Origin of the sequence: Dethiosulfovibrio peptidovorans DSM 11002 (assembly GCF_000172975.1) — a bacterium.
In the GTDB taxonomy this organism is placed as follows: domain Bacteria; phylum Synergistota; class Synergistia; order Synergistales; family Dethiosulfovibrionaceae; genus Dethiosulfovibrio; species Dethiosulfovibrio peptidovorans.
Genome location: NZ_ABTR02000001.1, coordinates 1,153,624 through 1,179,998, shown reverse-complemented (window position 1 = coordinate 1,179,998; position 26,375 = coordinate 1,153,624). Strand labels below are relative to the sequence as shown.

At 57.8% G+C, this 26,375-nt stretch carries 28 protein-coding genes and 1 riboswitch; of the genes, 6 read left to right on the top strand and 22 right to left on the bottom strand.

Annotation, left to right across the window (positions count from 1 at the left end; genetic code table 11):
• Nucleotides 1-11: 11 nt before the first annotated feature.
• Together DPEP_RS05710 and DPEP_RS05705 are read left to right on the top strand one after the other, a co-directional pair.
• A complete protein-coding gene (locus DPEP_RS05710; RefSeq protein ID WP_005660373.1) occupies nt 12-875 on the top strand; it encodes a thiamine pyrophosphate-dependent enzyme in 864 nt (287 codons plus the stop codon).
• A gap of 3 nt (nt 876-878) precedes the next feature.
• Nucleotides 879-1,982 (top strand): metallophosphoesterase, encoded by a 1,104-nt coding sequence (locus DPEP_RS05705; protein WP_005660372.1) that lies wholly within the window; start codon nt 879-881, stop codon nt 1,980-1,982.
• Nucleotides 1,983-2,071: 89 nt separating this feature from the next.
• On the opposite strand, the gene DPEP_RS05700 is transcribed toward DPEP_RS05705, so the two are convergent.
• The 3 genes from DPEP_RS05700 to DPEP_RS05690 all read right to left on the bottom strand — a co-directional run bounded on the left by DPEP_RS05700 (nt 2,072) and on the right by DPEP_RS05690 (nt 5,399).
• The gene (locus tag DPEP_RS05700; protein ID WP_005660371.1) at nt 2,072-3,472 is read right to left on the bottom strand and encodes a radical SAM/SPASM domain-containing protein; all 1,401 of its coding nucleotides are present in this window, start codon (nt 3,470-3,472) and stop codon (nt 2,072-2,074) included.
• A gap of 122 nt (nt 3,473-3,594) precedes the next feature.
• Nucleotides 3,595-4,263, bottom strand: coding sequence for a response regulator transcription factor (locus DPEP_RS05695; protein ID WP_005660370.1), 669 nt, complete (start codon nt 4,261-4,263; stop codon nt 3,595-3,597).
• Nucleotides 4,263-5,399, bottom strand: coding sequence for a sensor histidine kinase (locus DPEP_RS05690; protein ID WP_005660368.1), 1,137 nt, complete (start codon nt 5,397-5,399; stop codon nt 4,263-4,265). Before DPEP_RS05690 ends, DPEP_RS05695 begins: the two co-directional genes overlap by 1 nt.
• Before the next feature lie 163 nt (nt 5,400-5,562).
• Between DPEP_RS05690 and DPEP_RS05685 the strand changes: the two genes are divergently transcribed.
• A complete protein-coding gene (locus DPEP_RS05685) occupies nt 5,563-6,153 on the top strand; it encodes an ECF transporter S component (protein WP_040382430.1) in 591 nt (196 codons plus the stop codon).
• Here DPEP_RS05685 and DPEP_RS12780 read toward each other — a convergent pair.
• On the bottom strand, nt 6,150-7,553 hold the full coding sequence (locus tag DPEP_RS12780; RefSeq protein ID WP_005660364.1) for an ATP-binding protein: 1,404 nt from the start codon (nt 7,551-7,553) through the stop codon (nt 6,150-6,152). The two genes, DPEP_RS05685 and DPEP_RS12780, sit on opposite strands and share 4 nt — an antisense overlap.
• A gap of 1 nt (nt 7,554) precedes the next feature.
• Nucleotides 7,555-8,238, bottom strand: coding sequence for a response regulator transcription factor (locus tag DPEP_RS05675; RefSeq protein WP_005660363.1), 684 nt, complete (start codon nt 8,236-8,238; stop codon nt 7,555-7,557).
• A 153-nt stretch (nt 8,239-8,391) separates the two neighbouring features.
• Nucleotides 8,392-8,554: riboswitch (cobalamin riboswitch) on the top strand.
• 454 nt (nt 8,555-9,008) lie between these two features.
• Between DPEP_RS05675 and DPEP_RS05670 the strand changes: the two genes are divergently transcribed.
• Nucleotides 9,009-9,761, top strand: a complete 753-nt coding sequence (locus tag DPEP_RS05670) for a Spy/CpxP family protein refolding chaperone (protein ID WP_005660362.1) — start codon at nt 9,009-9,011, stop codon at nt 9,759-9,761.
• 61 nt (nt 9,762-9,822) lie between these two features.
• On the opposite strand, the gene DPEP_RS12775 is transcribed toward DPEP_RS05670, so the two are convergent.
• The 8 genes from DPEP_RS12775 to DPEP_RS05630 all read right to left on the bottom strand — a co-directional run bounded on the left by DPEP_RS12775 (nt 9,823) and on the right by DPEP_RS05630 (nt 15,750).
• Nucleotides 9,823-10,227 carry a YbaY family lipoprotein gene (locus DPEP_RS12775; RefSeq protein ID WP_005660360.1) on the bottom strand — a complete coding sequence of 135 codons (405 nt, stop codon included), beginning with the start codon at nt 10,225-10,227 and terminating at the stop codon, nt 9,823-9,825.
• Between the two features lie 137 nt (nt 10,228-10,364).
• Entirely contained in the window at nt 10,365-10,595 is a 231-nt protein-coding gene (locus DPEP_RS05660) for a glutaredoxin domain-containing protein (protein ID WP_005660358.1), read from the bottom strand.
• Between the two features lie 39 nt (nt 10,596-10,634).
• Entirely contained in the window at nt 10,635-11,084 is a 450-nt protein-coding gene (locus DPEP_RS05655; protein ID WP_005660357.1) for a 4Fe-4S binding protein, read from the bottom strand.
• A 56-nt stretch (nt 11,085-11,140) separates the two neighbouring features.
• On the bottom strand, nt 11,141-13,294 hold the full coding sequence (locus DPEP_RS05650; protein WP_005660356.1) for a heavy metal translocating P-type ATPase: 2,154 nt from the start codon (nt 13,292-13,294) through the stop codon (nt 11,141-11,143).
• Between the two features lie 23 nt (nt 13,295-13,317).
• Entirely contained in the window at nt 13,318-13,542 is a 225-nt protein-coding gene (locus DPEP_RS05645; RefSeq protein ID WP_005660354.1) for a DUF5665 domain-containing protein, read from the bottom strand.
• A 27-nt stretch (nt 13,543-13,569) separates the two neighbouring features.
• Nucleotides 13,570-13,767 carry a heavy-metal-associated domain-containing protein gene (locus DPEP_RS05640; RefSeq protein WP_005660352.1) on the bottom strand — a complete coding sequence of 66 codons (198 nt, stop codon included), beginning with the start codon at nt 13,765-13,767 and terminating at the stop codon, nt 13,570-13,572.
• Between the two features lie 25 nt (nt 13,768-13,792).
• A complete protein-coding gene (locus DPEP_RS05635; protein ID WP_005660350.1) occupies nt 13,793-14,926 on the bottom strand; it encodes a SufB/SufD family protein in 1,134 nt (377 codons plus the stop codon).
• Nucleotides 14,926-15,750, bottom strand: coding sequence for an ABC transporter ATP-binding protein (locus tag DPEP_RS05630; RefSeq protein WP_005660348.1), 825 nt, complete (start codon nt 15,748-15,750; stop codon nt 14,926-14,928). The genes DPEP_RS05635 and DPEP_RS05630 overlap by 1 nt, the downstream gene beginning before the upstream one ends.
• 210 nt (nt 15,751-15,960) lie before the next feature.
• On the opposite strand from DPEP_RS05630, the gene DPEP_RS05625 reads away from it, so the two are divergent.
• Entirely contained in the window at nt 15,961-16,914 is a 954-nt protein-coding gene (locus DPEP_RS05625; RefSeq protein ID WP_005660347.1) for a DnaJ C-terminal domain-containing protein, read from the top strand.
• A 33-nt stretch (nt 16,915-16,947) separates the two neighbouring features.
• On the opposite strand, the gene DPEP_RS13060 is transcribed toward DPEP_RS05625, so the two are convergent.
• From DPEP_RS13060 to DPEP_RS05585, 9 genes are all read right to left on the bottom strand, one after another.
• On the bottom strand, nt 16,948-17,073 hold the full coding sequence (locus DPEP_RS13060) for a type II toxin-antitoxin system YoeB family toxin (RefSeq protein ID WP_241760501.1): 126 nt from the start codon (nt 17,071-17,073) through the stop codon (nt 16,948-16,950).
• A 32-nt stretch (nt 17,074-17,105) separates the two neighbouring features.
• The gene (locus tag DPEP_RS05620) at nt 17,106-17,384 is read right to left on the bottom strand and encodes a type II toxin-antitoxin system RelB/DinJ family antitoxin (protein ID WP_005660346.1); all 279 of its coding nucleotides are present in this window, start codon (nt 17,382-17,384) and stop codon (nt 17,106-17,108) included.
• Nucleotides 17,385-17,480: 96 nt separating this feature from the next.
• Nucleotides 17,481-19,625, bottom strand: a complete 2,145-nt coding sequence (locus tag DPEP_RS05615) for a methyl-accepting chemotaxis protein (protein WP_005660345.1) — start codon at nt 19,623-19,625, stop codon at nt 17,481-17,483.
• A 157-nt stretch (nt 19,626-19,782) separates the two neighbouring features.
• The gene (locus tag DPEP_RS05610) at nt 19,783-20,784 is read right to left on the bottom strand and encodes a BMP family lipoprotein (protein ID WP_005660343.1); all 1,002 of its coding nucleotides are present in this window, start codon (nt 20,782-20,784) and stop codon (nt 19,783-19,785) included.
• Nucleotides 20,785-20,811: 27 nt separating this feature from the next.
• The gene (locus DPEP_RS05605) at nt 20,812-21,675 is read right to left on the bottom strand and encodes an ABC transporter permease (RefSeq protein ID WP_005660342.1); all 864 of its coding nucleotides are present in this window, start codon (nt 21,673-21,675) and stop codon (nt 20,812-20,814) included.
• 3 nt (nt 21,676-21,678) lie between these two features.
• Nucleotides 21,679-22,725 carry an ABC transporter permease gene (locus DPEP_RS05600; protein ID WP_241760500.1) on the bottom strand — a complete coding sequence of 349 codons (1,047 nt, stop codon included), beginning with the start codon at nt 22,723-22,725 and terminating at the stop codon, nt 21,679-21,681.
• A gap of 1 nt (nt 22,726) precedes the next feature.
• Nucleotides 22,727-24,244, bottom strand: a complete 1,518-nt coding sequence (locus DPEP_RS05595; protein WP_005660338.1) for an ABC transporter ATP-binding protein — start codon at nt 24,242-24,244, stop codon at nt 22,727-22,729.
• Entirely contained in the window at nt 24,237-24,914 is a 678-nt protein-coding gene (locus tag DPEP_RS05590; RefSeq protein ID WP_005660336.1) for a metal-dependent transcriptional regulator, read from the bottom strand. Before DPEP_RS05590 ends, DPEP_RS05595 begins: the two co-directional genes overlap by 8 nt.
• 128 nt (nt 24,915-25,042) lie before the next feature.
• Nucleotides 25,043-25,294 (bottom strand): hypothetical protein, encoded by a 252-nt coding sequence (locus DPEP_RS05585; protein ID WP_005660335.1) that lies wholly within the window; start codon nt 25,292-25,294, stop codon nt 25,043-25,045.
• A 151-nt stretch (nt 25,295-25,445) separates the two neighbouring features.
• Between DPEP_RS05585 and DPEP_RS13560 the strand changes: the two genes are divergently transcribed.
• A complete protein-coding gene (locus DPEP_RS13560; RefSeq protein WP_005660334.1) occupies nt 25,446-26,339 on the top strand; it encodes a peptidylprolyl isomerase in 894 nt (297 codons plus the stop codon).
• Nucleotides 26,340-26,375 lie beyond the last annotated feature (36 nt).

The window sequence follows — 26,375 nt, the reverse complement described above, 5'->3', positions numbered from 1 at the left end:
GTGTCATTAAGATGACCGATCCCAGAATATTCGACCTCCCCGAAGCCGATCTGGCCTGGTGCCCCGGATGCGGGGACTTCAAGATACTGGAGGCCCTCAAGAAGGCCCTGGCCGACATGGACATGGCCCCGGAGGACGTGGTGGTGGTGTCCGGAATAGGCCAAGCGGCCAAGACCCCCCACTTCATGAAGTGCAACTTCCTAAACGGCCTCCACGGCAGGGCCCTGAGCCACGCCACAGGGGTAAAGGCAGCCAATCCCAAGCTGACCGTGGTGGCGGTGGGAGGCGACGGCGACATGTACGGCGAGGGGGGAAACCACTTCCTCCACACGGTGAGGAGAAATCCCGACATAGCCAACTTCGTCTATAACAACATGGTGTACGGACTGACGAAGGGACAGGCCTCTCCGACCTCTCCCAAGGGGATGGTGACGCCGGTTCAGACCAGGGGGGTATCCAGCGAGCCAGTCAACCCTCTGGCCCTTGCGATAGTGCAGGGAGCCACCTTCGTGGCTCGGGCCTTCTCCGGCGACGTGGACCACACTGCGGAGATGATGAAGGCAGCCATAGAACACAGAGGCTACGCCCTGGTGGACATATTCCAGCCCTGCGTTTCCTTCAATAAAACAAACACCTTCAAGTGGTTCAAGGACCACACCTACAGGCTGGAAGACGAACACGACAGCTCGAACAGATCGGCGGCCCTGTCTCTGGCGATGGAGACGGAGCGATTCCCCCTGGGGATCCTCTACCGCGAGGAGGGACGTCCCACCTTCGAGGACTCTCTGGGGATCTACGAAAAGGACGACACCCCTCTCCACCGTCGCAGCCCCGACGTCGACAAGGTGAGAGAGACCATAGACTCCATGACCTAGATCATGAGATGGTTTATAGCGGTTTTCATTACGGTCTACCTCGGGCTCAGCTCCTACGGGGCTCTGAGATGGACCAGCACGATTTCGTCCAATCCGCTCAGAAGGACGGTCCTTGGGCTGGCCGCCCTGGGAGCTCTCGCCCTGCCAATAGGTAGAGCGGCCTCGGGAGTAATTCCCGAGGCCGCTCGGCACGGTCTCGTCCAGATAGGCGAGATCTGGATGGCGCTGCTTCCCGCTCTCGTCATACCGGCCCTGATATGGGACCTGTTCCGCCTGATAACCTGTCTCCTCGGCAAGAGCCCGGGCCCCAGGGCGAACGGAAGAATATTCCTCGTCTGGACCGCCGCCTCGATCCTGATGGTGACGGCCGGAGCTGTCAACGCCCGTTTTCCCGCCGTGAGACATCTGAAGCTCGAGATACCGGAACTATCGGGCCCTCCGATCAGGGCGGTCCTCCTGACCGACCTCCACGTGGACTCGGAGACCTCCCGGACCTGGCTGAAACGGGTGACCGACTCGGTCCGAGAGCTGTCGCCGGACGTAATTCTGATGGCAGGCGACATATTGGACGGCTCGGACGGCCCCGCCCTGGAGAAAGCCGCCGCGGGACTGGCGGAGCTGAAGGCCCCTATGGGAACATACGCCTGTCCGGGCAACCACGAGTACTACCTCGGCATAGACGGTGCCAGGACCATAATGGAGAGCAACGGCATAACGGTGCTGATGGACGACCGAAATCAGCTGGATCACCGGCTTTGGATAATCGGCCGGGAGGACGTGCAGTCCGCCAGAATGGGACGACCCAGGGCACCGCTGGCCTCACTGATCCCCGACGACGACCTGCCTACGATCGTCCTGGACCACACCCCGTCGTCCATAGAGGAATCGAGAGAGGCCGGGGCGTCGCTGGTTCTGTCGGGACACACCCACCACGGCCAGACCTTCCCCTTCCAGTTCGTCACATCCGCCCTGTTCGACCTGGACTGGGGGCTGAAACGATACGGAGAGACATGGGCCTACGTGTCCTGCGGAGTCGGGGTCTGGGGCCCGCCGATAAGGACGAGCTCCCGACCGGAGCTAGTACTGCTGGAGCTCTCCGAAAGGTAGAGACGGGGACTGGTCCGGGAACATATAGACGGTGCCATAGAGCCAGACAGACCTTCCGTCTTCGTCCAGGACCAGCAACCCTTCCTCTCTCATTCCTCCATGGAGACCCTTTTACGGTATCTCTCCCTCTCGCACCCCTCCCATAGGGGGCGGTATAAGGATCTTATCGCCTTTCCGTAATCGTCCAACCCCTCCGCCACAGAGCCGGACAGCATCCTCTCCAGCCCGGGATGACAGGGTTTTGCGTCGAAACGATCTATCAGTTCCCTCAGAACGTGGGGATGGTCCAGTATCATGCAGGGACACAGAAGGTCGTCGTCGCCATCGTAGGGCTGGGCAGACCTTATGGCCGAGAAGAACGGGCTCCTCGCGATATCCACCAGGCTCTTCTCCCTTATGCTGTCCACCGCGAAGGGTACGAACACGCAGGGCTCGACCCTGCCGTCGGAGATGACGTGCCAGTAGCGGCTGCCTCCCGCCATGCACCCGTCCACGTAGGGGCCGTCGTTCCAAAAATCACCGGTGAATATGGGGTACTCCCCGCTGGAACGCCAGCGAGAGACGCTATCGTGAAGAACGGCCCTCTGTTCGGGACTGGCCATGTAGGTAAGATCGGGGCTCACCCCTACGGGAACGTATTGAAAGAACCACCCCACCATACAGCCCCGCTCCACCATGGAGCCGATGAACTCGTCGCTAGCCAGATAATCCGAGTTCAGGGACGTGCAGGTGGCGCTGAAGCCGAAGAGCATCCCCCGCTCCCTCATCCTGGAGAAGGCCTCCAGAACCTTGCGGTAGGTTCCCTTTCCCCTTCTGGCATCTGTCTGCTCCTCCGTTCCCTCCACCGACACCATGGGAGCCACGTTCCCCAGAGCGGCCAGACTATCCACCGTACCGTCGTCCAGCAGGGTGCCGTTGGTGTAGAACTGGAAGTAGCAGTCGTCGTGCTTTTTCCACAGATCGAATATACGGGGATAAAGCAGGACCTCCCCTCCCGAGAGGGTGTAGAAATACATCCCGAGCTCCTTCCCCTGCATCAGAAGGTCGTCCAGCTCCTCGAAGGTCAGCTCTCCCTCTCTGTCGTACTCTCCGGCATAACATCCGGTGCAGTGAAGGTTGCACTTCATAGTAGGGCTTATCACCATGAAGTTTGGCAGATGGACGTCCAGTTCGGCCTCCTTCTCCTCCCTGACTCCTCGGCCCAGCACCATGAAGTTGACTATCAGGTTTCGGATCATCTTCTCCAGAGCCAGCGGCGACAGCTCCCGAACGGCCCGAACCAGGAAGGCTACCGACGGATCCTCGGAACGGACCATCTTAGCCATCCTGCCCAGGGCCTCCCTGTGATATCGGGCCGGGGCCAATCTTCCTATGGACTCCAACATATCGGCTAGATCGCCCATCTCTCCCTTTCGAACCTTTTCGATGGCCCGATCCAAAACTGAACGGGTCACGAAACCCTTCGCCTTCCGGAACAACGAAACCGCCATAATCGATCCCTCCTCAATCGTCCTTATGTTCGGCCCCATTGTAGCCCTTTTTGTTGTTTTTTCAAAACAAACGGAGAGCCCCGAAAAGGGCTCCCCGTAGATACGGATAAGATATGGAAGTCTCAGTCTTTGAAAAACGATGGATCCTTCGAAGCCAGACCGGACCGCCAGGCCCAAGCCACTGCCTGGGTCCTGTCGGATACCTTCAGCTTGGCCAGGATATGGCTTATGTGGTTCTTCACCGTCTTGTCCGACAGCGACAGCCGTTCCGCTATTTCCTGGCCGTTCAGTCCCTGAGCCAGCCAGTAGAGCACCTCCAGCTCCCTTTCGGAAAGTCTGGACATACCCCTCTCCCGAGAGGTGTCCTCAGAGAAACAGTTCAGAAGCTTACCGGCGGCCCGGGAATCGACGTAGTTGTCCCCTCCGGATACCGTCCTTATGGCGGAGATCAGCTCGTCGAAGCCGGAGGTCTTCAGGACGAAGCCTTTGACCCCCGCTTTGGACAGAAACACCATATCCCGGTCGTCCTCCAAGGCAGTCAGGGCTATCACCGATCGGGCCATCCCGGTCTCCTCCATTTTGCTCACCAGCTCCACCCCGCCCATCCTCGGCATGGTCACGTCCACCAAGGCGACGTCGAAGTCCACCTTTTTCATGAACTCCAGCGCCTCCAGCCCGTCACCGGCCTCTCCGACCACCTCTATATCGTCCTCCAGGGAAAGGGTGTTTATCACGCCGGTCCTGAATATGGCGTGATCGTCCACCACCAGGACACGGATGGTTTTTTCCATCAGCTATCACTCCTTATCGGCACCTTTAAAGAGACTATCGTCCCTTGCCCCGGGACGCTGTCGACGTTTAAATCCCCTCCGAGTATTCTGGACCTCTCCTCCATGGAGACTATCCCGTAAGAGCCCCTCTCCTTGGCCTCCTCCCTGGCGGTCTCTACATCGAAGCCGAAGCCATCGTCCATTATCTTGACGAACAGCAAATCGCCCCTCACGGAGAACAACACAGTAACCCTCTTAGGCTCCCCTTTGGTAACGGCGTTGCCCACCGCCTGACGAACGATCTTGTAGAGATGGGGTGCCATACCCCCGGGGATCTCCTCCACCGGCCCCATAGTCTTGAGATTGACCGACACACCGTAGCGGCTGGACGTGGCCTCGACCCATCTGTCCAGGGCGACCATCAGACCGTCCTCCAGGTCTCTGGGATAGAGAAGATGCAGAAACGACCTTATCTCGTCCATCGTCTCCACCATCTGCTCCCTTACCTTGTCCAGTTCCTCTGAGGCCCTCTCCACCTGGTCCTTTCGAAGAAGGCGCCTCACGAAATCCATGGACATCAGGGCACCGGAGAACTTCTGGGCCGGGCCGTCATGAAGCTCCCGGGCCAGACTCATGCTTTCCCTCTCCACCAGAGAATAGGCCTGAGCCAACCGCCTGGCCCCGCCCTTCTCCTCGTTTATCTCTATGGTCTCGATCCTGTCGCTGACGACGTTGAGAGCGACCCTAAGTCTTCCTACGGCGGAGTCGCTTTTCTCTACCCTGGAGGCCACCCTGCGTTCGTCCCTCTCGAGATAATCTCGAAGCTGCCTAAGGCCTTTCTCCCTCTCGGCCAGGGCGGCCTTACGAAACAGGTACTCCTCCGCCTTCTCGTAGGCCCTCCTCTGCTCCATCTCGGTGCCGCCTCTGACAGACTGGGACAGTTCGCTCCTGGCGGCGAAATATAGAGACGTCATCTCGTCCATCTCGGATATCACCTGTTCCAGCTCAGAACGGGTCTTAGTCAACTCGGATCTTATGACGCTCAACCGGTCGTCTTCGTCCTTTCGAAAATCCGACACGGTGACCATGCTGTCCGCAAGGTCCTTTCGGATCTTCTCCATAACCTGATGCAGAGTGTCGGACGAATCACGAGCCATTGTTAAACCTCCTCCAGGATCCGTTCCTAATTATAACTTATGCACCCATATCGCCCAAATTTCGTGGCGACCGAAACGAAAATAGGATATCATACGTGGTTACCCGGCCGTTAGGACGACGGCCTGACATTCGAGATAGAGATAAAGGAAGGGAATGATCGGTATGGAACGAGCGAGGGGAAACGAGAACGTCCGCAAGATGGTGTGGGGTGCCCTGCTTTCCGGGCTGGCCACCGTGCTCATGTATGTAGACACGGTGATGCCTCTTTTTCCGTCGTTTCTGAAGATGGACCTGTCCGACGTTCCGGCACTGATAGGAGCCTTCGCCTGGGGCCCAGGCAACGGCGTCGCCATAGAGGCGGTGAAGAACCTGCTGCACTGCGCGGCGTCCTCCTCGGCAGGAGTCGGGGAGATGGCCAACTTCGTCATGGGGTCGGCTCTGGTCCTCCCGGCGGGACTTATCTATCGGGCGAACAAGACGAAAACCGGGGCCCTGGTAGGCATGGCGGCGGGGGTGGCTACCATGACAGCCACGGCGGCGATCCTAAACGGCACGGTATTGATTCCCCTGTACTCCAAGTTCGTCCCGATCGACACGATCATATCCATGGCCGGTGCGGCAATCCCTGCGATAGAGGACGTTCCGTCTCTGGTGATATACGGAATAGTCCCCTTCAACCTTCTGAAGGGGACCGTCGTATCCATATCGACCTTCTGGCTCTACAAAAGGATAAGCCCTCTTCTGGGAGGCTAGCCGAATCCCAGGGGAAGTCTGATCCTGACAGACAGACCACCTCCGTCCCTGTTGGCCGCCTCCACGATTCCTCCGTGCCTCTCCACAGCCCGACGGGCTATGGCCAAGCCGAGTCCCACTCCGCCGGAAGCCCTGTCCCTGGCCTCACCTTCTCGGAAGAAGGGCCTGAATATGGCCTCCAGATTTTCCTCCGCCACGCCGGGCCCGCGATCCTCCGCTATTATCGAGAGGGGAAGCTCCTCTTCAGGTTCGTATTCGGCCCTCAGCTCCACCACCGTGCCGGGGGCGGTGTACCTGACTCCGTTTCTCACGATGTTCTCCAGGGCGCTTTCCATGGCCCCTCTGTCGACCGATACGGCAACGTCCGGAACGTCCCCTAAAACAACGTCCTTCTCGGAGGCATGCGCCTCGAAACGGCCGTCCTTCGCCACGGAGGACAGGAGATCCATCAGGGAAACCGACTCCCTCCGCTCCCCTCCGAAGCGAGACTCCTCCCTGGCGAGCCCGAGAAGATCGCCGATCATGCGGTTCATCCTCTCCGACTCCCGCTCTATCCTGTCCATAAGGCCGTCCAGGTCCTCGGGAAGCCTGTTTCGAAGCAGCTCCAGCGACAGGTTCAGCCTAGTAAGAGGAGACCTAAGCTCGTGGGAAATGTCCCCGAGGAGCCTGCTCTGACCTGTGATGTTTCTCTCGACGTGATCGGCCATGGAATCGAAATTTCTGGCCAGCTGACCTATCTCATCGTCGCCGAAGGGCCCCTCCCTCTCGGCCCTTACGGACAGATCCCCCGAAGCCAGAGCCAGAGAGGCCCTGCTCAAAGCCTCTACCGGATAGCATATATGTCGAGCGAGAAAGTAGCTCACCGCCCCTCCCACCGCCATCAAAACGGCGAAGTATAGGACCAGAGAGAGGTAGAAGCCATCCTTGGGAGGAAGGGCTCCGGGAAGGGCGAACAGAGTGACCACGTATGTCGCGCCGCCGGAAGAGACTACCGGTTCGGTGGCGGCGGGAAGATCCTTCATCCAGGAGGTGCGGGGGGGGCCAGAGAGACCGTGATGACGCCTGATGTCGGGCATCATCCTCTCTCCTCGGGAAGGGACCATACCCGCCAGAGGAGCTCCTCTATCGTCCAGAATGACGAACAACAGCCGCCTCTCCTCCCTCAAACGACCGAGCTCGTCCTTCAGGGCGTCGGCCCCTCTCTCTTCGTAAAGAGCCACGAGAGACGGAGCCTCCCTATTCAGCTCCTTTCTGAGCTTGGCCTCCAGAGACAGATCTAGAAGACCCAACCGGACGACAAGCCCCGTAACCGCAACGTGAAGCACCGACGCCGCTGCGATCGCCAGCAAAAAACCTAAAAAGATCTTTCTGAACAGAGTGGCGGACCTCAGCCAGGACATCTCAGTTCACCGGAAGAGTATAGAGATAGCCCTCGCCCCGGACGGTCCTTATTCGGTCCGTTCCGTCCTCGTGGGGTCCGAGCTTCTTTCTGAGATTGCTGACGTGCATATCCAGGCTGCGATCGAAAGGAGCCGCCGATCTCTCGAGCACCTTACGAAACAGCTCGTCTCTGGACACAACCTGACCGGCCGAGCGGAGCAACACCTCCAACAGCCGAAACTCCATGGAGGTCAGATCCACTATGATGCCGTCCAACATCACCTGTCTGGAACGGACGAACATCTCCAGATCGTCCACCGTCAGCCGCTCCGGATCGGACGGACCGTTTCGCCTCCTCATGACCGCCCGAACCCTGGCCAAAAGCTCCCTGGGACTGAATGGCTTGGGAAGATAGTCGTCGGCTCCCATCTCCAGCCCCAAGACCCGGTCCACCTCGTCTCCCTTGGCGGTCAGCATGATCACCGGGATGGACGACGTCCTCCTGATCTCTTTCAGGGCCTCGAAACCGCTCTGACCTGGCAGCATGACGTCCAACACGACCAGATCGTGCTTTCCTGCGGCGGCCTCCAGGGCCCCGTTTTTACCGTCGTAGCTGAGGCTTACCTGAAAGCCCTCTCCTCCGAGATACTCCGCCAGGAGCTCGCCCAGCTCCCTATCGTCGTCTACGACTAAAATTTTATCCATAAGGAAAAACCTCCCTCGAATCACAGTTTTTCACGATACTCTCCAATAATTTATTATATCGCGCTGAAACACGAAGTAGGGAGCTCCCTTACCATTCTTTACGATTTTCTCGCCGGGGGTTGACCTCGTCAAAAAAAAGTATATAATGACCTTCATAATCGATCGAGTTCAGGTGACAGGGAAGACCGGTGAGAATCCGGCGCGGACCCGCCACTGTATACCCGACGTCGTCTAAAACGCCACTGGAGAGTTTCTCCGGGAAGGCTCGGCGATGGATGAGGGAAGCCAGGATACCGGCCTGAACACGTGACCCATCCACCCTGCGAGGACTCGGGGTAATCGGCGAGAACCCGTCGGCTCATCGGCCGATCGGTTTTATTTCGTTGCGATTCAGAGACGTCCTTCAGGGGGCGTCTCTTTTTTTCGTGAGAGGAGAACCTAAACAGCGGCGAGGCCAAGGGAGGACACGAACCTCACGATCTGGCTTCCGCCCTGGGCTGGCACCTGAACTACATCGAAAAGGGGACCATGGTCCCCGATCAATAAGACCCTTCCTGAGACATCCCCATAGGGATGCAAACTCTTTCCCCATCCCCCCTGCCACCCCCAAATGGCAGGGGGTCCCCTTTTTTTACCGATGCGGCTACCTCCCTTACATTCCTTTACCGTTCCTATAAGGCACCTTGACCTGCCCCGGGCTAGAATGGGGTCACAGCGAAAGAGAGAGCCCCGAACGGGAAGCTTATATCGACAAGAGGAGGAATTCAGAGATGAAAAAGGGAAAGAGAACACTGGCTATTTTGGCGGCGGTAGCGGCGGTTACGATCGGTTCGATGTCTGCGAGCGCCGAGGCTTGGGACGGATGCAGAGGACAGGACCGAGGTAATAGGACGCATCACGACGGACAGACGATGATGGGTTTCGGCCAGGGAATGAACCGCTGGGGCGACGATCTGAGCCTGTCGGCGAAGCAGAAACTCGAAATGGGAGAGATAGAGCGCAAGTGGTTCGACGATAACTCGGAACTCGCTAGGAAAACAGCCTGGGCCCTGAGGGACTATCGCTACGACCTGTCGGCGGGGAGAACTATAGACGAGGGCAAGGTCGCCGAGATGAAGAAGGACATGGTGGCCCTGGAGATCAAGAGGATGGAGCTTCATCGCGACCTCTACGGTCTTCTCGACGAGGATCAGAAAAAGCTGGCGGACAAAAGGCACCAGGAAGGCCCCTTCCGTAGAGGGCACGACGACAGAGGGAGAAGGCCCGGCAGATCCGGCAGGAACGAAGCCGTTGAAAAGGCCAGAGCCGACAACCGGAAGGCAATGGACGCCCTCAGGGACGAAATCCACTCGGTAATGACAGGCAACGCATCGGCAGAGGACCTGGCCGCCCTGGCGGAGAAAAAGGTTGAGCTCCGACTTCAGATGATCGAGAACATGGGCAAAGAGAGGTTCCAGATGAGGAAGGACTCCACCCCCGGAAAATGCGGCGCCAGATTCGACTCGAGGAAACGCAACGGCTAGAGACAATAGAAGACAGAACCGGTGAAGAAACCGCCCTGCGATAAATCGCAGGGCGGTTTCTTCATCTCACCGATATCAACATTATCTCGACAGGCTCGTCGTCTTTCGGCATGGGAACCGGATCTTCAGTAAGGAACAACAGTTCTCCCGTCCCGCTCTCTATTCTGGCGGAAAGCGAGTAGACCGCTCCTTCCGATATCGTCTTTTCCCTGTAAAGCAGCTCGAAGGGAAGAGGGACCTGTTCGCCCTCCAGTTTTCGAGATACCGACGCCACGGGGATCCTGGTTCCCTCATTTTCCTCCGAGAGTATCACTATAAAACGACACCCATCGGGAAGAGATATCCTCTCCCTGTAAAACGCCGTCCCCAAGATGGATCGGTGATCGTAAAGCTCCGTGGCGAAAAAGATCGCCACGACCAACAACGTTAAACCGACTACCATCGCCAAGGTTTTCTTCAAGTTCAAGCGCTCTCGCTCCTCTCTCGTTTATCTTTATATGTTATCACGAGAGACTCTCCGTATAAAAACTCCGGGTCGAGCAAAAGATAAAAAAATCGGCGGAGAGCAGATCTCCGCCGAAAAACATATACTGTCGGATTAACCTAAAGCCCCAGGGCTTCGTCCAACGCCGCCTTGTCGAAGCCTACGATAAAGCGACCGTCCACATCTATGACGGGAACCCCCATCTGACCGGTCTTGGCGACCATCTGCTTCGCAGCCTCTCTATCGGCTCCTACGTCTATAGGCTCGAAATCCACGCCCTTCTCGGTAAGATATTCCTTGACTCTCTTGCACCAGATACAGCTCTGGGTCGAGTAAACTTTTACGGTCATGACGACTCCTCCTTTTTCGGCTGAAAAAATATGCGATAACTAACGTCTTAACAAGTTGCCAACCGGACAGATCGAACACCAGGCCCGATGGTTTCTCCATAACGCCAAAGGCAACGCCACCATGGAGGTGACGAAACACATCCTGTAGGCTACTTTTCCCATCAATTTCCAGGAAAAACTCTCAAGCAATCCGCTGGCGACCACCTGAAAACCGAACATACACAGGAATACCGCTATCGATATATACCATATTCTCTTTCCCGTCATCCACCTGGGGATGGGTTTCTTAGGCGATATCCTCTTCATCACTAGGTCGAGAAAGCTTCCTCTCGGACAGTAGGAACCGCACCACTTCCTGCGTTTCCCCGCCAAAAGGGCCAACCCCATCAGGAGAAAAACGGCGAGGGCGACCACGGGATACCACCACCCTATTACCATAACGGTACCATAAACAAAAGCCGATATCCAGCGAATGGACTTTCCGCTCACGATGGAACGACCCCCTCTCTAGTTCGCCTCAAATATACCCTAAGGGGGTATGATTGTCAACGACCGACTCTCATGGAGTTGAGTATCACCGATATGGAGCTGAATGTCATAGCGACCTCGGCCACCACCGGATGAAGCAATCCCGCCATGGCCAGGGGAAGGGCCAACAGGTTGTAGCCAAAAGCCCAAAACAGGTTCTGCCTTATGACGGAGAAGGTCTTTCTGGAAAGGGCTATTCCCTGGGCGATGCGTTCCGCTCCGCCGGAGACTATAACCATGTCGGCGCTATCTATGGCCAAGTCGGTACCGGATCCTACCGCGACCCCGACGTCGGCGCCCTTGAGGGCCGCGGCGTCGTTCATGCCATCTCCCACCATCAGGACCTTGCCGCCCTTGCTCTGCTCTGATCGGATTATGGCCAGTTTGTCCTCCGGTTTAATACCGGCATGGACATCCGATCGGTCTATTCCGACGGCGTCCGCCACCAGCTCGGCGGCGCCTCGGTTGTCTCCGGTGGCCATCACCGGCCTTATGCCCAGTTTTTTAAGCTCAGACACTGCGTCGGCCGACTCCGGCCTGATGGGGTCCTCCAGGGCCAGAAATCCCATGACCTCGCCATCCTTTCGGACCTCCACCACGGTCCGGCCCGCCTGGGTCATCTCCTCGTAGTTTTCCATGGACTTCGGTCGTCCCAGGGTCCAGGTCTCGCCGTCCACTACGGCGGTCAGTCCCTCTCCGGCTATCTCCTCCACCGATTCCATGTCTATGGGGTCGGCATCCAGAGCGGCTATGGCCTTGGCAAGAGGGTGGTTGGACGCCGACTCCATGGCCACCGCCACGGCCAGAGATCGGGGATCCAGAGATATCCGAGTCACCTCGGGGTGCCCCTCCGTCAGGGTGCCGGTCTTGTCCAGCACCACCACCGTTACGTCTCCGGCGGTCTGTATGGCCTCGGCGTTGCCTATCACTATGCCCTTTCTGGAGGCGGCGCCGGTTCCGGTTATGAGGGCCATGGGGGTAGCCAGCCCAAGGGCGCAGGGACAGGCTATCACTATGGTGGTGACGAAGGCGAAGAGCCCTACCGAGAGGGGATCTCTTGCGGAGACGACCCAGGGTATCCAGCGGGATGCCTGGTCCAGTATCCATCCGAAACGGTCCACCCCGAGATACCAGAACAGACCGGATGCCAGTGCCAAGAAGGCCACCACCGGCACGAAGGCCCCGGTCATCCTGTCTGCGAAGGCCTGTATGGGTATCTTGGCTCCCTGGGCCTCCTCTATGAGGGCTATCATTCTGGACAAAAACGTGTCCTCTCCGGTGCGGGTAACCTCTATTTTCAAAGACCCCGTCACAGCGACGGACCCCCCAGTGACCTCGTGCCCCTCTTCCTTGGATACCGGAATGGGCTCCCCTGTTATCATGGACTCGTCCACGGCGGAGCGGCCGGATAGCACGACTCCGTCGGATGGTATCCTCTCTCCCGGCCGAACCGACAGGACCATCCCGGACGACACCGCCTCTATCGGAACGGTGACCTCTCCGTCGTCTCGGACCACTCTGGCCTCCCGGGCCTGTATTCCCACAAGGGCCCTGATCTCCTTGGAGGCCCTGTCCCTTAGGTGAGACTCTATGAACCGTCCCGTTACGTGAAGGGCAACTATCATGGCCCCCACCGCCCCGAAGGACGATACGGCGACGCCGGACTGGGCCAGTATGGCCGTGGACCACGCCGCCAGAGCTCCGAGACAGACCAGCACGTCCATGTTGCCGTGTCCGTGGCTGAGGGCTATCCAGGCCCCTCTGAGAGAACGCCATCCGGCACCGAATATCACCAGAGCACCTCCGGCTATCTCCATCCAGTGATAACCAAAGACGTGATAGCCCGCCATGTGGGGTATCATCAGGGCCATCAGGGGGCCTGTGACGACCCAGGCGAGGATAAGGTTTCGTCTGGCCTCGAAGTAACGCCTGCTCTCCAGATCCGCCGGTCTCTCCCAAGAGATGCCGTATCCCGCCTTGGTCACGGCCTCCTCCAGGGTCTGAAGCGGCACGTCCTTTTCCAATACGACGAAGGCCGTCTCGGTGCCCAGGTTGACCGCAGCGAAGGCGACTCCGTCGATCTTCGAAAGTCTTTTCTCCACTATTCTGGAACAGGATGCACAGGTCATCCCAGTCACTGTGAGCGATACGCTCTTTTTCTCCTCTCCCATGCTCTCATCCTTTCACAGTCGCCCTATCTGACGCCGTTTTGAAGCAGATGCATCTGATCGTTTACCACCTGCAGAAACTGGGCCACGTATTTACCGACGAAGGGCAGGTTCCAGTCCACCACTGTATTGAGAAACCCGACCAGTCCCCAAAGAAGGGCCGCCGCCACCACGGTCAGGCCCAGGGCGAAGCCTACGCCTCTGGCGATCCCTCCGAGAAACGAGACCCATAGAAACCGTCCGTATTTCATGGGATAAAAAAAGCGGGGTTTCCCCCGCTAGATCTCCTCGGCCTCGTAGCCGCCGTCGTCGAGGGCATCTATCACCCTTTTAAGGTCGTCTGTCTCGACCGTGACGGTCTTTTCCGACAGGTTTACCGAGAAACTGGGAATTTTCATTTCTTCCAGTATGGCGGTTATCCTGGCCTCGCAGTGGGCGCAGGACATATCCGGTACCTTGAGCAAATGACTCGTCATGGCTATACCTCCGTCCTTTCGGATGTTACATGGCTCCTTCCGATCCGGCCTTCTGGATGGTTTCCTCCATGTCTCTCTTGAGCTCGTCGGGCAAGCCCATTATGTCCAGCGACAGGAATCCCTTTATTATGAGCGACCGAGCGTCCTCCTCAGAGACCCCCCGGGCCATGAGATACTCTATCTCCTCCTGGGCTATCTTTCCCACCGCCGCCTCGTGGGACATCTCCAGGTCGTTGCAGCGGGCCTCAAGCTCGGGAATGGCGTGGATAAGTCCGCTATCGGAGAGGATGAGGCCGTCGCACTCCAGATGGGCCTTCACCCCCGGCACCTCTCCCACCAGATGCCCCCTGGCGTATATCTTTCCCCCCATGGAGACGGCTCTGGAGACGACCTCGGCCCTGGTGTCGGGGGCCTTCAATATCACCCGAGACCCCGAGTCTATGGTGGATCCCGGAGTGGACAGAAAGACACTGTTGAAGGTGGCCACGGCCCCCTGGCCGTTAAGGGTAGCGGTAGGGTACATTACCAGGTCCTTGGCCGGCTTCAGGCATATGTAGTTGGAGATGAAGGTACCCCCTTCCTCCACCATTATCTTGGTCTTGGGACGGACCGCCATTTCCTCCGCCCAGTTGTGGACCATGGTGAACGACAGGGTCGCTCCCTTTTTGACGTAGATCTCCGATATCCCCACGTGTAGACCGGACCGCACCCCCGGAGCGGAGGCGCAGCCGCTCAGTATGTTGAGGGTGGATCCCTCCTCGGCTATCACTATGTTGTGGACGTCCTGGGCGGATCGATCCTCCGCCAGGTAGAGACAGGTTTGGAGCGGATATGTGACGGTGGCTCCCGGCCTGGACCTTATGAAATAGCCTCCGTCGACCTGGTCCGATTCCTTTTCCATGAGCTTCCAGCTGTATTCCTTCAGACCGTCGTGAAGATCCATGGCGGTCTGCATAGGAAGCACCTCGACGTTGGGATCGGAGCAGTCGCAGTGAACGGTGGAGCTGTCGGTCAGCATGAAGCTGCCGGAGACCTGGGCGTCCGGGTCTATTCCGCTTCGGACCAGTGTGGCTTTGTCCTCCTCGGGAAGGTCTGCCAGTCTGGACAGCTCGGGCCTCTCGGGAGCCCTGTGTCCGTAGGCCTTTCTATCTATGTCCATCAGCTCCGCACCCCTTCCTTTACGAGACAGCGGAAGCACTCGGAGTATCCGCTTCGACGGATCTCCGCCAGGATATCCCCGGCGTTTCCGGAGCAGACTATCCGTCCGTCCATCATGACGTGGCCTTTGTCCACGTTGACATAGTCCATTATGTGGCCCGTGTGGGTTATGATAAGCCCCGCCTTGTAGCGAAGCTCTTTCATCTCCTTCAGGGAGATGTCCACCCTACAGGATATTCCGGGACAGCCGTCGCAGGCGGACATGGGCCTCTCCCTTCCAAGCACCGACGCGGAGGCCCGCCCTATGAGGGCCATATTCTCCAGGTCAACGCCGGACTCGGGCTCGTCCAGAAATACCAGCTCGGGCTTCTGAAGTAGCAACTGAAGCAACTCCACCCTCTTGAGCTCGCCGCCGGACAGTCCGGCGTTGACCTCTCGGTCCAGAAAAGGAGTTACGTTCAGTTTTTCCGAAAGGGCCTCTATCTCGGCGGAGTCGCCTCCGTCGCATATCTCGAGCAGCGATCTGAGCTTTACGCCGTTTATGGTCGGAGGCCTCTGGAACGACATCCCCACGCCGAGGCGGGCCCTTTCGTCCACGGACATACCGGTGATGTCGGTTCCTCCGAACAGAATCGTCCCTTTAGTGACACGGTATTTACCGAGCCCCATGACGCTTCCTAGAAGGGTCGTCTTGCCAGAACCGTTCGGTCCGAAGACGGCGTGGACTTCGCCCTCGCCGATCTTCAGGGACACGCCCTTCAGGACCTCCCGGCCCTCGACCTCCACGTGAAGGTCGTTGACCTCCAACAGTGTCGTCGAATTCATTCCCCATTCCTCCTCCATATAAATGGCGATATCGCGACGGACGTCGCCATAAAAAAAGACCTTTTCCCCTACGAAGAGAGTATATGCCATAGGGAGACAAAACACAAGCTTTCTAGTGGGATTTAAGGTCAGGGGTTCACAAAGGGGGCATATCACTGTATAATCTCCAAGGTCAAGATATGTCAAACATGAGATAAGGGAGGCCGTCCCATGTCGGTACAATACAAGGACTACTACGAGATTCTGGGCGTTTCCAGAAACGCTCAGGAATCGGAGATAAAGCGAGCATACAGGAAGCTGGCCAAGAAGTATCACCCCGACGTGAACAAGAGCGCCGAGGGAGAGAAGAGATATAAAGAGATCAACGAGGCCTACGAGGTGCTTCGGGATCCCAAGAAGAGAAAGCTGTACGACGAGCTTGGCCCCAACTGGCAGAACGGCCAGGATTTCGCCCCTCCCGGCGGGGGATACGGAAGCTACGGCCCCGGGGGCGGAAGGGTTCACATGGATTTCGGCGGGGATATGGGGGGCTTCAGCGATTTCTTCAAGACCATCTTCGGCAACATGGGCGGGATGGGAATGGACGGTATGTCCATGGAAGACGATATGTTTTTCGGAGGAGGAGCCCCATCCAGAGGACAGGATCAGTCAGTGACCCTGGAGATTCCCCTTTCCGACGCGGCAAAAGCTCCCATAAAGAGGAAGATGACCTTGCAGGGGCCGAGAGGACGAAGGACATTGGAGGTGAATCTTCCGAGAGGAATCGCCGACGGCAGCAAGTTGACCCTTAAAGGCCAGGGGGGACAGTCCGGAGGGGGCCCCAGAGGGGATCTGCATATCACGGTCAAGTTGATCGAGGATCCCAGGTTCGAGGTAAGAGGACACGATCTGACGACTACGGTCAAGGTAACCCCCTGGGACGCAGCCTTGGGGATGGACGCTCTAGCCGTTTCCACCCTGGACGGACCGGTGAAGATAAAGCTGCCTCCGGGAACCCAGTCCGGCAGGAGACTAAGACTTAAGGGAAAGGGACTTCCCCTCAGGGGCAGCGGAAACGGAGATCTTTACGTGAAGATCGAGATCGTGATTCCGGAGAAGCTGACAGATCGAGAGAGAGAGCTTTTCGAGGCTCTTCGAGAAGAATCGACCTTCGCTCCCAAATAAAGAGAGAGGCCCGGCCGGGCCTCTCTCTTTCGTCTAACTTGCGTTTTTATCGGGACTCCAGTTTATAGCGCTATCCTTAGAACCGTAATGGGATCTGCACTGTGCTATCTCTATAGCACCACCGTTTATCCTGTAGACGATTCTGTCGAAACGATTTATCCTGCGACTCCACCAACCAGCAAGATCGCCTTTCAGACCAGGTCTTTATCATCTTCCGTACCCGCCAATTCGTGGGAAGAGCCCTTCCCTGCCTCCAACGATGCGATAGACTTCCTCAAACGCTCCATATTAGCAGGAGAGTAAAAGGGGTCTTTCACCTTCAAGTCGAAAGGTAATCCTCCCTCGTTGACGACGCTATGGAAAAACATCCTTATAGCGCTTGCCGTGTCGATTCCCAACGTCTGGAATATCTCTACCGCTTCGTTTTTAATTCCGTCGTCTATTTTTGCCTGAACGAGAACCTTACCCATGGAGACACCTCCTTCGACGAATCAAACTTAAGCATCTACATGCTAAAATCATACCACGGTATTCAAAAACAGGCAAACGACATACCCTCCGTGGGTCTATCCCTCTATCGCCGGAGGGGTTCCGTCCGAGGGCTTCAGGCGATATATGGAGGTCAGCTCCCGCAGCTCGACGAGCTGGTTATGCTGGTCCTCTCTTATCATCTGAAGGTTTTCCATGCGAGAGGCCATCTCCTTGGCGGCCCTCTCGGTGTCCTTGGCGGAGTCACGGCCTCCGTTGAGCATCGAGGCTATAGTGTCTATGGCCCGGGCTATCTCCTGGGTGCTGGCGGCCTGTTCCTCAGAGGCGGCCGCTATGGACTGGATTCCCTCCGCCATGGAGGCGACTCCTCCCGTCACCTCCGATATCTTGGCCGCCGCCTGTCTGGAACGCTCCAGCAGATCGCCCATTACTGTTCCGGCTTCCCTGGTGTCCTTCGCAGCTACGGACATGTCCTTCTGGACTTCCTCTATGACCTTGCGGATGTTCGAGGCGGCTTCGTTGCTTTCCTCCGCCAGTTTCCTGACTTCCTCCGCCACAACCGCGAAGCCTCGACCGGCGTCTCCGGCCCTGGCCGCCTCTATGGCGGCGTTCAGAGCCAATAGGTTGGTCTGGTCCGCTATGGTGGCTATAGTGTTGACGAAGCCGCTTATTCCCTCGACCGATTTGCCAAGCTCCGCCACGGCTTCCTCTACTCGACCGCTGACCTCTCCGGCCTTGCCGGTTCCGTCCGTCACCGCCTCGACCGACCTGCGTCCCTCCTCGGCGTTCTCCGATACCACGCTGGCCTGTTCGCTCAGCTCGGTAACCACCTGGGTGGAGCTGGCCACTCCGGAGGATACTTCCTCCACTCCGGCGTTGGTCTCCTCGGCGGAGGCCGCTATGGAGTCCACCATCTCGGCGACGGCTTTGGAGGCTTCGTCCACCGAGGTCAGCGATTCGTGGACGTCTCGGGATATTTCGTTCATGGCCTTGGATCCCTCGGCTATCCGGCGGTTCATGTCCTCTACCTTCTGCACAAGGGTCCGGTATTCCTCAAGGATGCGGCCGAAAGCGGCCATCACTTTCTTTATCTCGTTGCGGTTGGACGAGTCTCCCCTTATCTCCATGGAAAGGTCTCCCTGGGCTATGCGGTCCGCCACGGTGACGACCTCCTTGAGGGGAGACACCAGCTTCATGACGGCGAAGGCCAGAAGGGCAAGACCGACCAAAGCCAGAGGAAGGGTCCAGAGCAGGAGCCCCCTCTTCATGGCTCCGATCGGAGCCATGGCAAGGTCGGCGTTGACCACCATCATGGCGTACCAGTCGGTTCCCTCTATTTTCTGCACGTATCCCCTGGATAGACGACCGTTGAAGTCGTATTCGACACTCACGGGGTCCGTCGTGTCGAATAGCCCCGCCGATTCACAGGCGCTCCAGAGGGGAGGACAGCTCTCCGCCATGGAGGCTCCCCTCTCCACCTTGGGATGGACTACTACTTTGCCGTCCGTATCGAAGATTATTCCGTAGCTGCCCTCTCCGAGGCTGGAGTAGGCCACGCGCCATTCGACGGTCTGAAGGGAGGTTCCGGAGAAGACTACCATCCTGACGTCGCCGTCGGCGTCGGTCACCGCCTTGTAGCAGGCCAGATGAGGTATCCCGTCTATCTCCACGATGTCCTCGTAATCTCCTTTGTTCTCCACTGTGGCTTTGTACAGAGGAGAGGCCTTATCGTAGAATTTTCCCCATAGGATGTTGCCATCGGAGTCCTTGAGGGTAGTGGCGACGCGGACCAGGCCTTCGTCCACTACCTGCAGGACGGAAAACTGGCTTCCCATGGCGTTCTGCCATTCCTGGACCAACATCTCGTCTCCGGTTATCTGCTGTAGTCCTTCGTCCATGATGAAGATCTTAGGAACCTGACGATCGCCGATAGGGATAGTTTCCTGATTGTCGAAGACTCTCTTGCCGGCCAGTCTCTGGACCACTATGTTGACGTAGGATCGGTTACTGATCCTCAGGCTCTCTATCTCCTGGGCCACTCCGGTCTGGAGGCTTTCGACGAAGCCCAGACCTCCATCGTCGATGGTCCTCTCCAACATCCTTCCGGCCCTGACGGACGCCACTCCTACTACCACCGCAAGCAGGACGGCTATAATGACACCGACCACCACCACTACCTGAACACCTACGGACAACCCCTTGCTCTCTGCCTGTCCACTCACGAAAGAGACCCCCCTTACTTTTGTAGTTTAAAGCATTGTACCACCTGCAGCTTAACGTAACGATTCTATATCGATCTTCAAAGAGGACAAAGTAAAACCGGGGCCCTGCACTCTAACGCAAGCAGGACCCCGGATATTTAAATAAAGCTAAAAACGGCTACTTCGTGGTCTCGGCGACCTCTATCTCTCCCGATGCGACCTCCTCGGTCAGCTCGTCCAGACGGGCCTTCACGTCGGCGGGAACGAGTTTAAGGGCGCTGTCGGACCAGGAAAGGCCCACTCCGCCCTCTTTCAGTCCGTAGCGGAGGATCGTTCCTCTCTGGAAGGTTCCCTCCTGCTTGGCCTTGATGAGGTCGTAGACCACCACGTCCAGCCTCTTGAGCATGGAGGTCAGTACCGCCTCGGGGGCCAGATGTTCCTGAGGGGAGTCCACACCGATGGCGTAGAATCCGCCCTCCTTGGCGGCGGCTATGATGCCCTCGCCCGTGCCTCCGGCGACCTGGTAGACGACGTCGGCGCCGTTTTTATGCTGGTTCAGGGTCATCTCCTTGCCACCGGCAGGGTCGTCCCAACGGCCGACGAAGCCCCTGAGGATCTTTATGTCCGGGTTTACCGTCTTGGCGCCCTGCTCGTATCCGGCGATGAAGCTGTACATGACCGGTATATCCTCGCCACAGACGACTCCTATGGTGGCCTCGGGGTTGACCCTGGGGTCGCCCTCTCTGGTGGTCATCATGGCAGCAAGAGCTCCGGCCAGGAAGCTGCCCTCGCTCTGTTTGAAGTCGATGAAGGTTACGTGGGCTATGTCGCCTGTGGTGTCGAACTGGGCGAAGTCGGTCTCGGGGAACTTGGGGGCCACTTCGGCAATGGCGTCCATCATCCCGAATCCGACAGACAGAACCAGATCGAATTTCTTGGCGGCGGTCGCCATATAGGGCACGTAGTTGGCCGGGTCGTAGTTGCACTCTATGACCTTGCCCACTATGCCCAGCTCCGCCTTGGCCTTGTCGAAACCGCGGCTGGCGCTGTCGTAGAAGGAGGCGTCTCCCAGCTGACCCTCTATTATGAGGGCAACGGAGAGTTTGTCCGCCGCCAGGGAAGCCCCGGCGAGACCGAGCAACATGGAGAGGCATAGCAGTAGTACCGTCACTTTACGCATTATTCTATTCCTCCTATATGTTATTGATCAGGAAGATCGGCCTTTTCCGATCCCCCGGGTCACCAGTGCTATTATGACCAGAACGTAGGGCAGCATGAGAGCCAGATGGCTCGGCACTCCCATGGCCTGGAGCTGGAATCCCCCTGCCTGGGCCACCCCGAAGATTATAACGGCGAAGACCGTCCAGCCCAGATGTCCGTCTCCGAAGATCACCGCCGCCACGGCCATCCAGCCTCTGTCGGCGCTCATTCCCCGGACGAAGGAGAGCAGATAGGACGTGGAAAGGAAGGCGCCGGCCAATCCCACCATAACCGAGTTAACCACCAGCACGCCGTAACGTAGACGCCATACAGGAACTCCGGCGGCGTCGAGGGCCTCCTCATTCTCTCCGGCTGCCTTGAGCCTCATTCCCAGGACAGTCCTGGAATCCATATAGGCAACTACCGCCAATACGGCAACCGCCACCCAGACGATCAGTGAAAACCCGTCCAGCCAGCTAGGCAGGAAGGAGAGCTCCACATCCGGTATTCTGACCATGTTCGGACTTCTGAAACTTCCCTTAACGCCGAAGAAGCTTTTCAGGAAGAGGATCGACAGGGCCGATCCCATTATGTTGAGGGCCATTCCTATGACCCATATGTTGGAGCGCAGGCTAACGGAGAAAAAGGCGAAGATCATGTTGTAGACGAGTGCCACCGCTACGGCGAAAACTATCCCCACGATCCAGCTTCCGAAGAGGTGGTTTCCCAGCACCGCGAAGAAAGACGCCAGTATGAGACCTCCCTCCTGGCCTATATTGAGTATACCGGTCTGGAGGGTCCAGGTTCCGCCGAGGGCCATAAGGAGAAGGGGGGTTCCCATGCGAACCGCCGCCTGAAAGAATTCCGTCATGGATCAGTCCTCCCTGAGCCTGCTGGCCATTCGATTGGCCACGGCGAATCCTGCTGTGACGAACAGCACTCCCAGACACATGACTATCTGGACGACCTCCACCGGGACGTCGGTCATGAGCTCCATCTGGAGGGCTCCGGACTCCATCACAGCGTAGACCGCCGAGGCCAGTATCCCCCCCACAGGATGATAGGCCACCATCATGGCGAGTATCATTCCCGTCCAGGTGTAACCCGGCGATATGGCGGTCCGAAAACGGTACTGCTCGCCCATCACCAGAAGGGTTCCGGCAAGTCCCGCCAGGGCTCCGGACAGGAGCATGGCGGACATCTTGACCTTTCTGACGTCGATTCCTCCGTATTTAGCGAAACGACCGTTCAGGCGGCACATCTTCCAATCGTAGCCCCTGATGGTGAACAGCATGGCGATAGTCACCAATATCACGGCTACCAAAGCTATGAATATTCCGGTGTTGAGGTTGCTGAAGTCGGTCAGTTTGGCGAAGCGCATGGCCTCGGGGATCTTGTCGGTGGCTCCCGCCGCCACCTGATGACCAGCGTAGGGTCCGACTGTAAGGGCCTGGGTCGCAAGGGTGCCCAGGGAGTTAAGCATTATGGTCAGTACCACTATGTTGAGCCCGTGGTCCAGGTTGAGCTTGGCCGGGATCCAGGCCCAGAAGGCGGCTCCCCCGAGTCCGGCCATAAGGGCCAACGGCATCAGAACCGCACCCGGCAGTGCGGGGAAGGTCAGGCCGATCCACGTGGCGGAGAAGGCGCCTACGTAGAGTTGCCCTTCCGCTCCTATGTTCCACATTCCGCCGTTGAAGGCCGCGGATATGGCGAAGGTGGCCAATAGCAGGGGCACCCATTTGGCCAGAGTGCCCAACATGGCGTCCGAGTCGCCCAGGGCGCCGTTTATCATCTCTCCGTAGGCCTCCATGGGGTTAGCCCCGTAGAGAGCTATTATCACCCCTCCGAACAACACGCTGGCTACGAAGGAGCCCAGTACGATCAGGCCGTCCCTGTGTTCCTGAATCCATCTGTTTTTCACGTCAGACAAGATCGACGTCCTCCCTTCCCTCCAGCATGATCCTTCCCACTTTGTCCCTGGTGGCCTCCGTGGAAGACAGGACTGAGACGATCCTGCCTCTGAACATGACCGCCACCCTGTCGCTCAGGGAGAGGACCTCGTCCAGGTCGGATGATATGAGCAAAACAGCGCTGCCCTTGGAGCGAAGGTCCAGTATGTGACGGTGGATTTCCTCGGCTCCGCCGATATCGACCCCTCTCGTCGGCTGGGATACCAAGAGGACCTTGGGGTCGTGCTCCAGTTCCCTGCCCATGACGAGACGCTGCATGTTGCCTCCCGACAGAGTCCCAGCCTGTACTCCTCTGTGGGCGGCTGCAACACCGTAGCGCTCCATCACCGAGTCGGCGTGGACCACCGAGGCACCGTAGTTTCTGAATATCCCCTTTCCGAACCGGGGATCGTACTGGTAGCCCATGAGGGTGTTATCGACCAGGTCCGCCAGGGAGGCCAGTCCGGTCCGTATCCGATCCTCCGGTATATAGGCCAGTCCGAGGCTCCGTCTGCCCAGAGAGTCCAGCTTCGAGACGTCTAGGCCATCTATGACGACCGTGCCTTCGCAGCCTCTGAGCCCGGACAAAACCTCCTCTAGCTCGCTCTGGCCGTTTCCGGTGATACCGGCTATCCCAAGTATCTCCCCTCCGAAGACCTCGAGGGAGACGTCTTCGAGGAGGGGCCGCGGGTCACCTGAGACGGAGACGGACTTGAGCTCCAGAATCGGATCGGGAGAGAGCCTGGGAGCTTCAGATACCGATGGCATGTCTATGGAGCGACCTACCATGAGTTCGGCCAGGGAAGACCTGTCCAGCTTTGAGGCTGGTTTGGTGTCTATCAGCCGTCCCTTTCTCATCACGGAGACGGTGTCGGAGATCTCAAGGACCTCGCCCAGGTTGTGGGCTATGAAGATTACGGTCCGTCCCTCCTCGCGGAAGCCTCGAATCGTCTCGAAGAGTCCGTCGACTTCCTTAGGAGACAAAACCGCCGTCGGCTCGTCGAATACGAGTATCTCCGCACGACGATAGAGGAGCTTGAGTATCTCCACCTGCTGCTGTCGGCCCACCGGGAGGTGTCCTACCGGCACGTCCGGAGATATGTCCAGTTCGTATCGGTCGATCAGCTCTCCCACCCTGGTACGGGCTCCGTCCAGGTCGAAGGCGATCCCTCTTTTAGGCTCGTCGCCCAGAACTACGTTACGGCAGACGGACATGGACGGCACCAGCATGAAGTGCTGATGCACCATACCTATGCCGTATCCCATGGCGTCCCTGGGGGAACCTATGGACAGAGGCTTGCCGTCCATCCGGAAGCTTCCCCCGTCGGGTCGGTAGATACCGTAGAGACACTTCATCAAGGTGGATTTACCTGCGCCGTTCTCTCCGACGACTGCGTGGATCGTCCCTCCCTTGACCGTCAGAGACAGATCGTCCACCGCTGTGAAGGGGCCGAAACTCTTGGTGACGTTTAAAGCGGAAAGTTCATTCATCGCCGTCCTCCGACGGAATCACCCAAATGGCCAGGGCATCCAGGCTTCCGAGGACCTCGGTTCGATCTCCCAGACGGACCTCGACGTCCTTTCCCCTGCCGTCGTCCAGCCTCTTTATCTCCTCTCCGGGCAGAAACCTCCTATCCCTGAGGGCGGTCCTCTTGGGGCCCGAGGCGGTTATACGAAGGACCTTGGCCCTCTGTCTCGGCAGAAGCATCGTGAGGGGAATAGAGAGATGTTCCGGCGAGGCGACGAATTTCTCCATAGCCGCTATCCAACCTCGCCCCTCGGCTTTGGAGCGACAGCAGAAATCGACAAAGGCGGCAAGACGCCGTTCGGTGGTAGAGTCGAGACAGTGCTCGGCGGCACAGGCCATCTCCTCCGCGATAGGATCCTCCACCCCCAAAATCTCGGAGAAGAGAAAGGTCATGTGCTGGTGTCTTCTGTAGGTCTCCAGGGCCTTCTCCCTGCCCTTCCTGGTGAGCTCGATCTTTCCGTATCTCTGGTGGTCCAGAAGCCCTATGTCGACCATCTTGCGGACAGCCACGACCACCGTGGCCTTTCGGACTCCCAGACGGGATGCAAGCTCTGTTACTGAAGGAACCGAGCCCTCCAGCTCTATCTCCAGAACGGTCTCCAGATAATCCTCTATACGCTCAGTTATGGCCATGCCGTCACCGCTTTCTAAAATGTTCTATCCTGAGAATACCCAAGTGGAGTTACGGTGTCAAACCTCTAGGGGAACCGGACAATAAGAAAGCTCCCGAGGTTGTTCCCGGGAGCTTCGAATAATGCGGTCTACAGGTAAGGGCATCCCTCTATCTTGAAAAGATGGGGCCCCTTGGGCCTGGTCAGGTTCTCCGGAGGTTTTCTTCCCATGTAGTCGAAGATTATCCAGCCTCGATCGTGGTCTATCCGTAGACACCACTCGGGGCACCTGGCGGAAAGGGTATGCTCGGTAAGCCCCTTCAGAAAATGGTCAACCTCCCTGAAGATGTGAGCGAAAGCTCTCTTGAATTCCTCCCAAGAGAGTGAAACGACCTGAATCAATAGGACCACCTCCCATGGCAGAATAACAGCCACAGGAGAGGACAGTCAAGCTTGGAGGCTCCCTTTCCGTAGATGTGCCTATGGATCAAGGCCCTCTTTTCTGGTATAAACGTTTACTGAACGCAAATATTTTTTCTTGGAGGTAACGAATGTGAAGAAAAAGAACATCGTACTGGCTTTGACACTGACGGTCGCCCTCAGCGGTGCGGCTTTCGCGGCGGACGAGAAAAAAGACGAAATCCTCGCCAAGGTAGGACCCGAGACGGTCACCCAGGCGGATTTCGACGAGGTGATGGCAGGAGCTCAGCCCAGCCAGGCAGCCTACTTCGGCACCCCCGAGGGCAAGAGGGCACTGGTGGAGGACATGGCCGACTCGGTGCTCTTCTACCTATGGGGGAAGGATAACAAACTGACCGAGACGGAGAAGTACAAAGAGACCATGGCCGAGCTGGAAAAGAGAGTCCTGGCCGGAATGGCTATGGAGAAGGTCCTCTCCGGCGCCAAGGTATCAGACGAGGAGGTCAAGAAGTTTTACGACGACCACAAGGCTGCCTTCGAGGTTCCCGAATCGGTAAAAGCCAGCCACATACTGATACAGGTTTCCAAAGACGCCGGAAACGATCTGTGGAAAAAGGCCAAAAAAGAGGCAACCAAGATCCGTAAGGATATCCTGGCCGGCAAAGTCAGCTTCGAGGACGCCGCCAAGAGGGACTCGGACTGCCCCTCCAAATCCAGAGGCGGAGACCTGGGCTTCTTCACCGAGGGACAGATGGTTCCTGAGTTCGAGAAGGCCGCCTTCGCAACCAAGATCGGAGACATCAGCGATCCGGTCAAAACCCAGTTCGGCTACCACATAATAAAGGTGACCGACCATAAGGACGCCTCCGAACAGCCCTTCGACGAGGTGAAAGACGGAATCCGCCAGCAGCTTCTTCAGCAAAAGCAGAGGGACACCCTGTCGGAGTACGTGGATAAGCTGAAGAAGACCTACAAGGTCGAGATTCTTCTCCCCGAACTCAAGAAAGCGTCGGCGGATAAGAAATAAAGCGCAACAACAAATATAAATAAAAAGTCGGAGGGA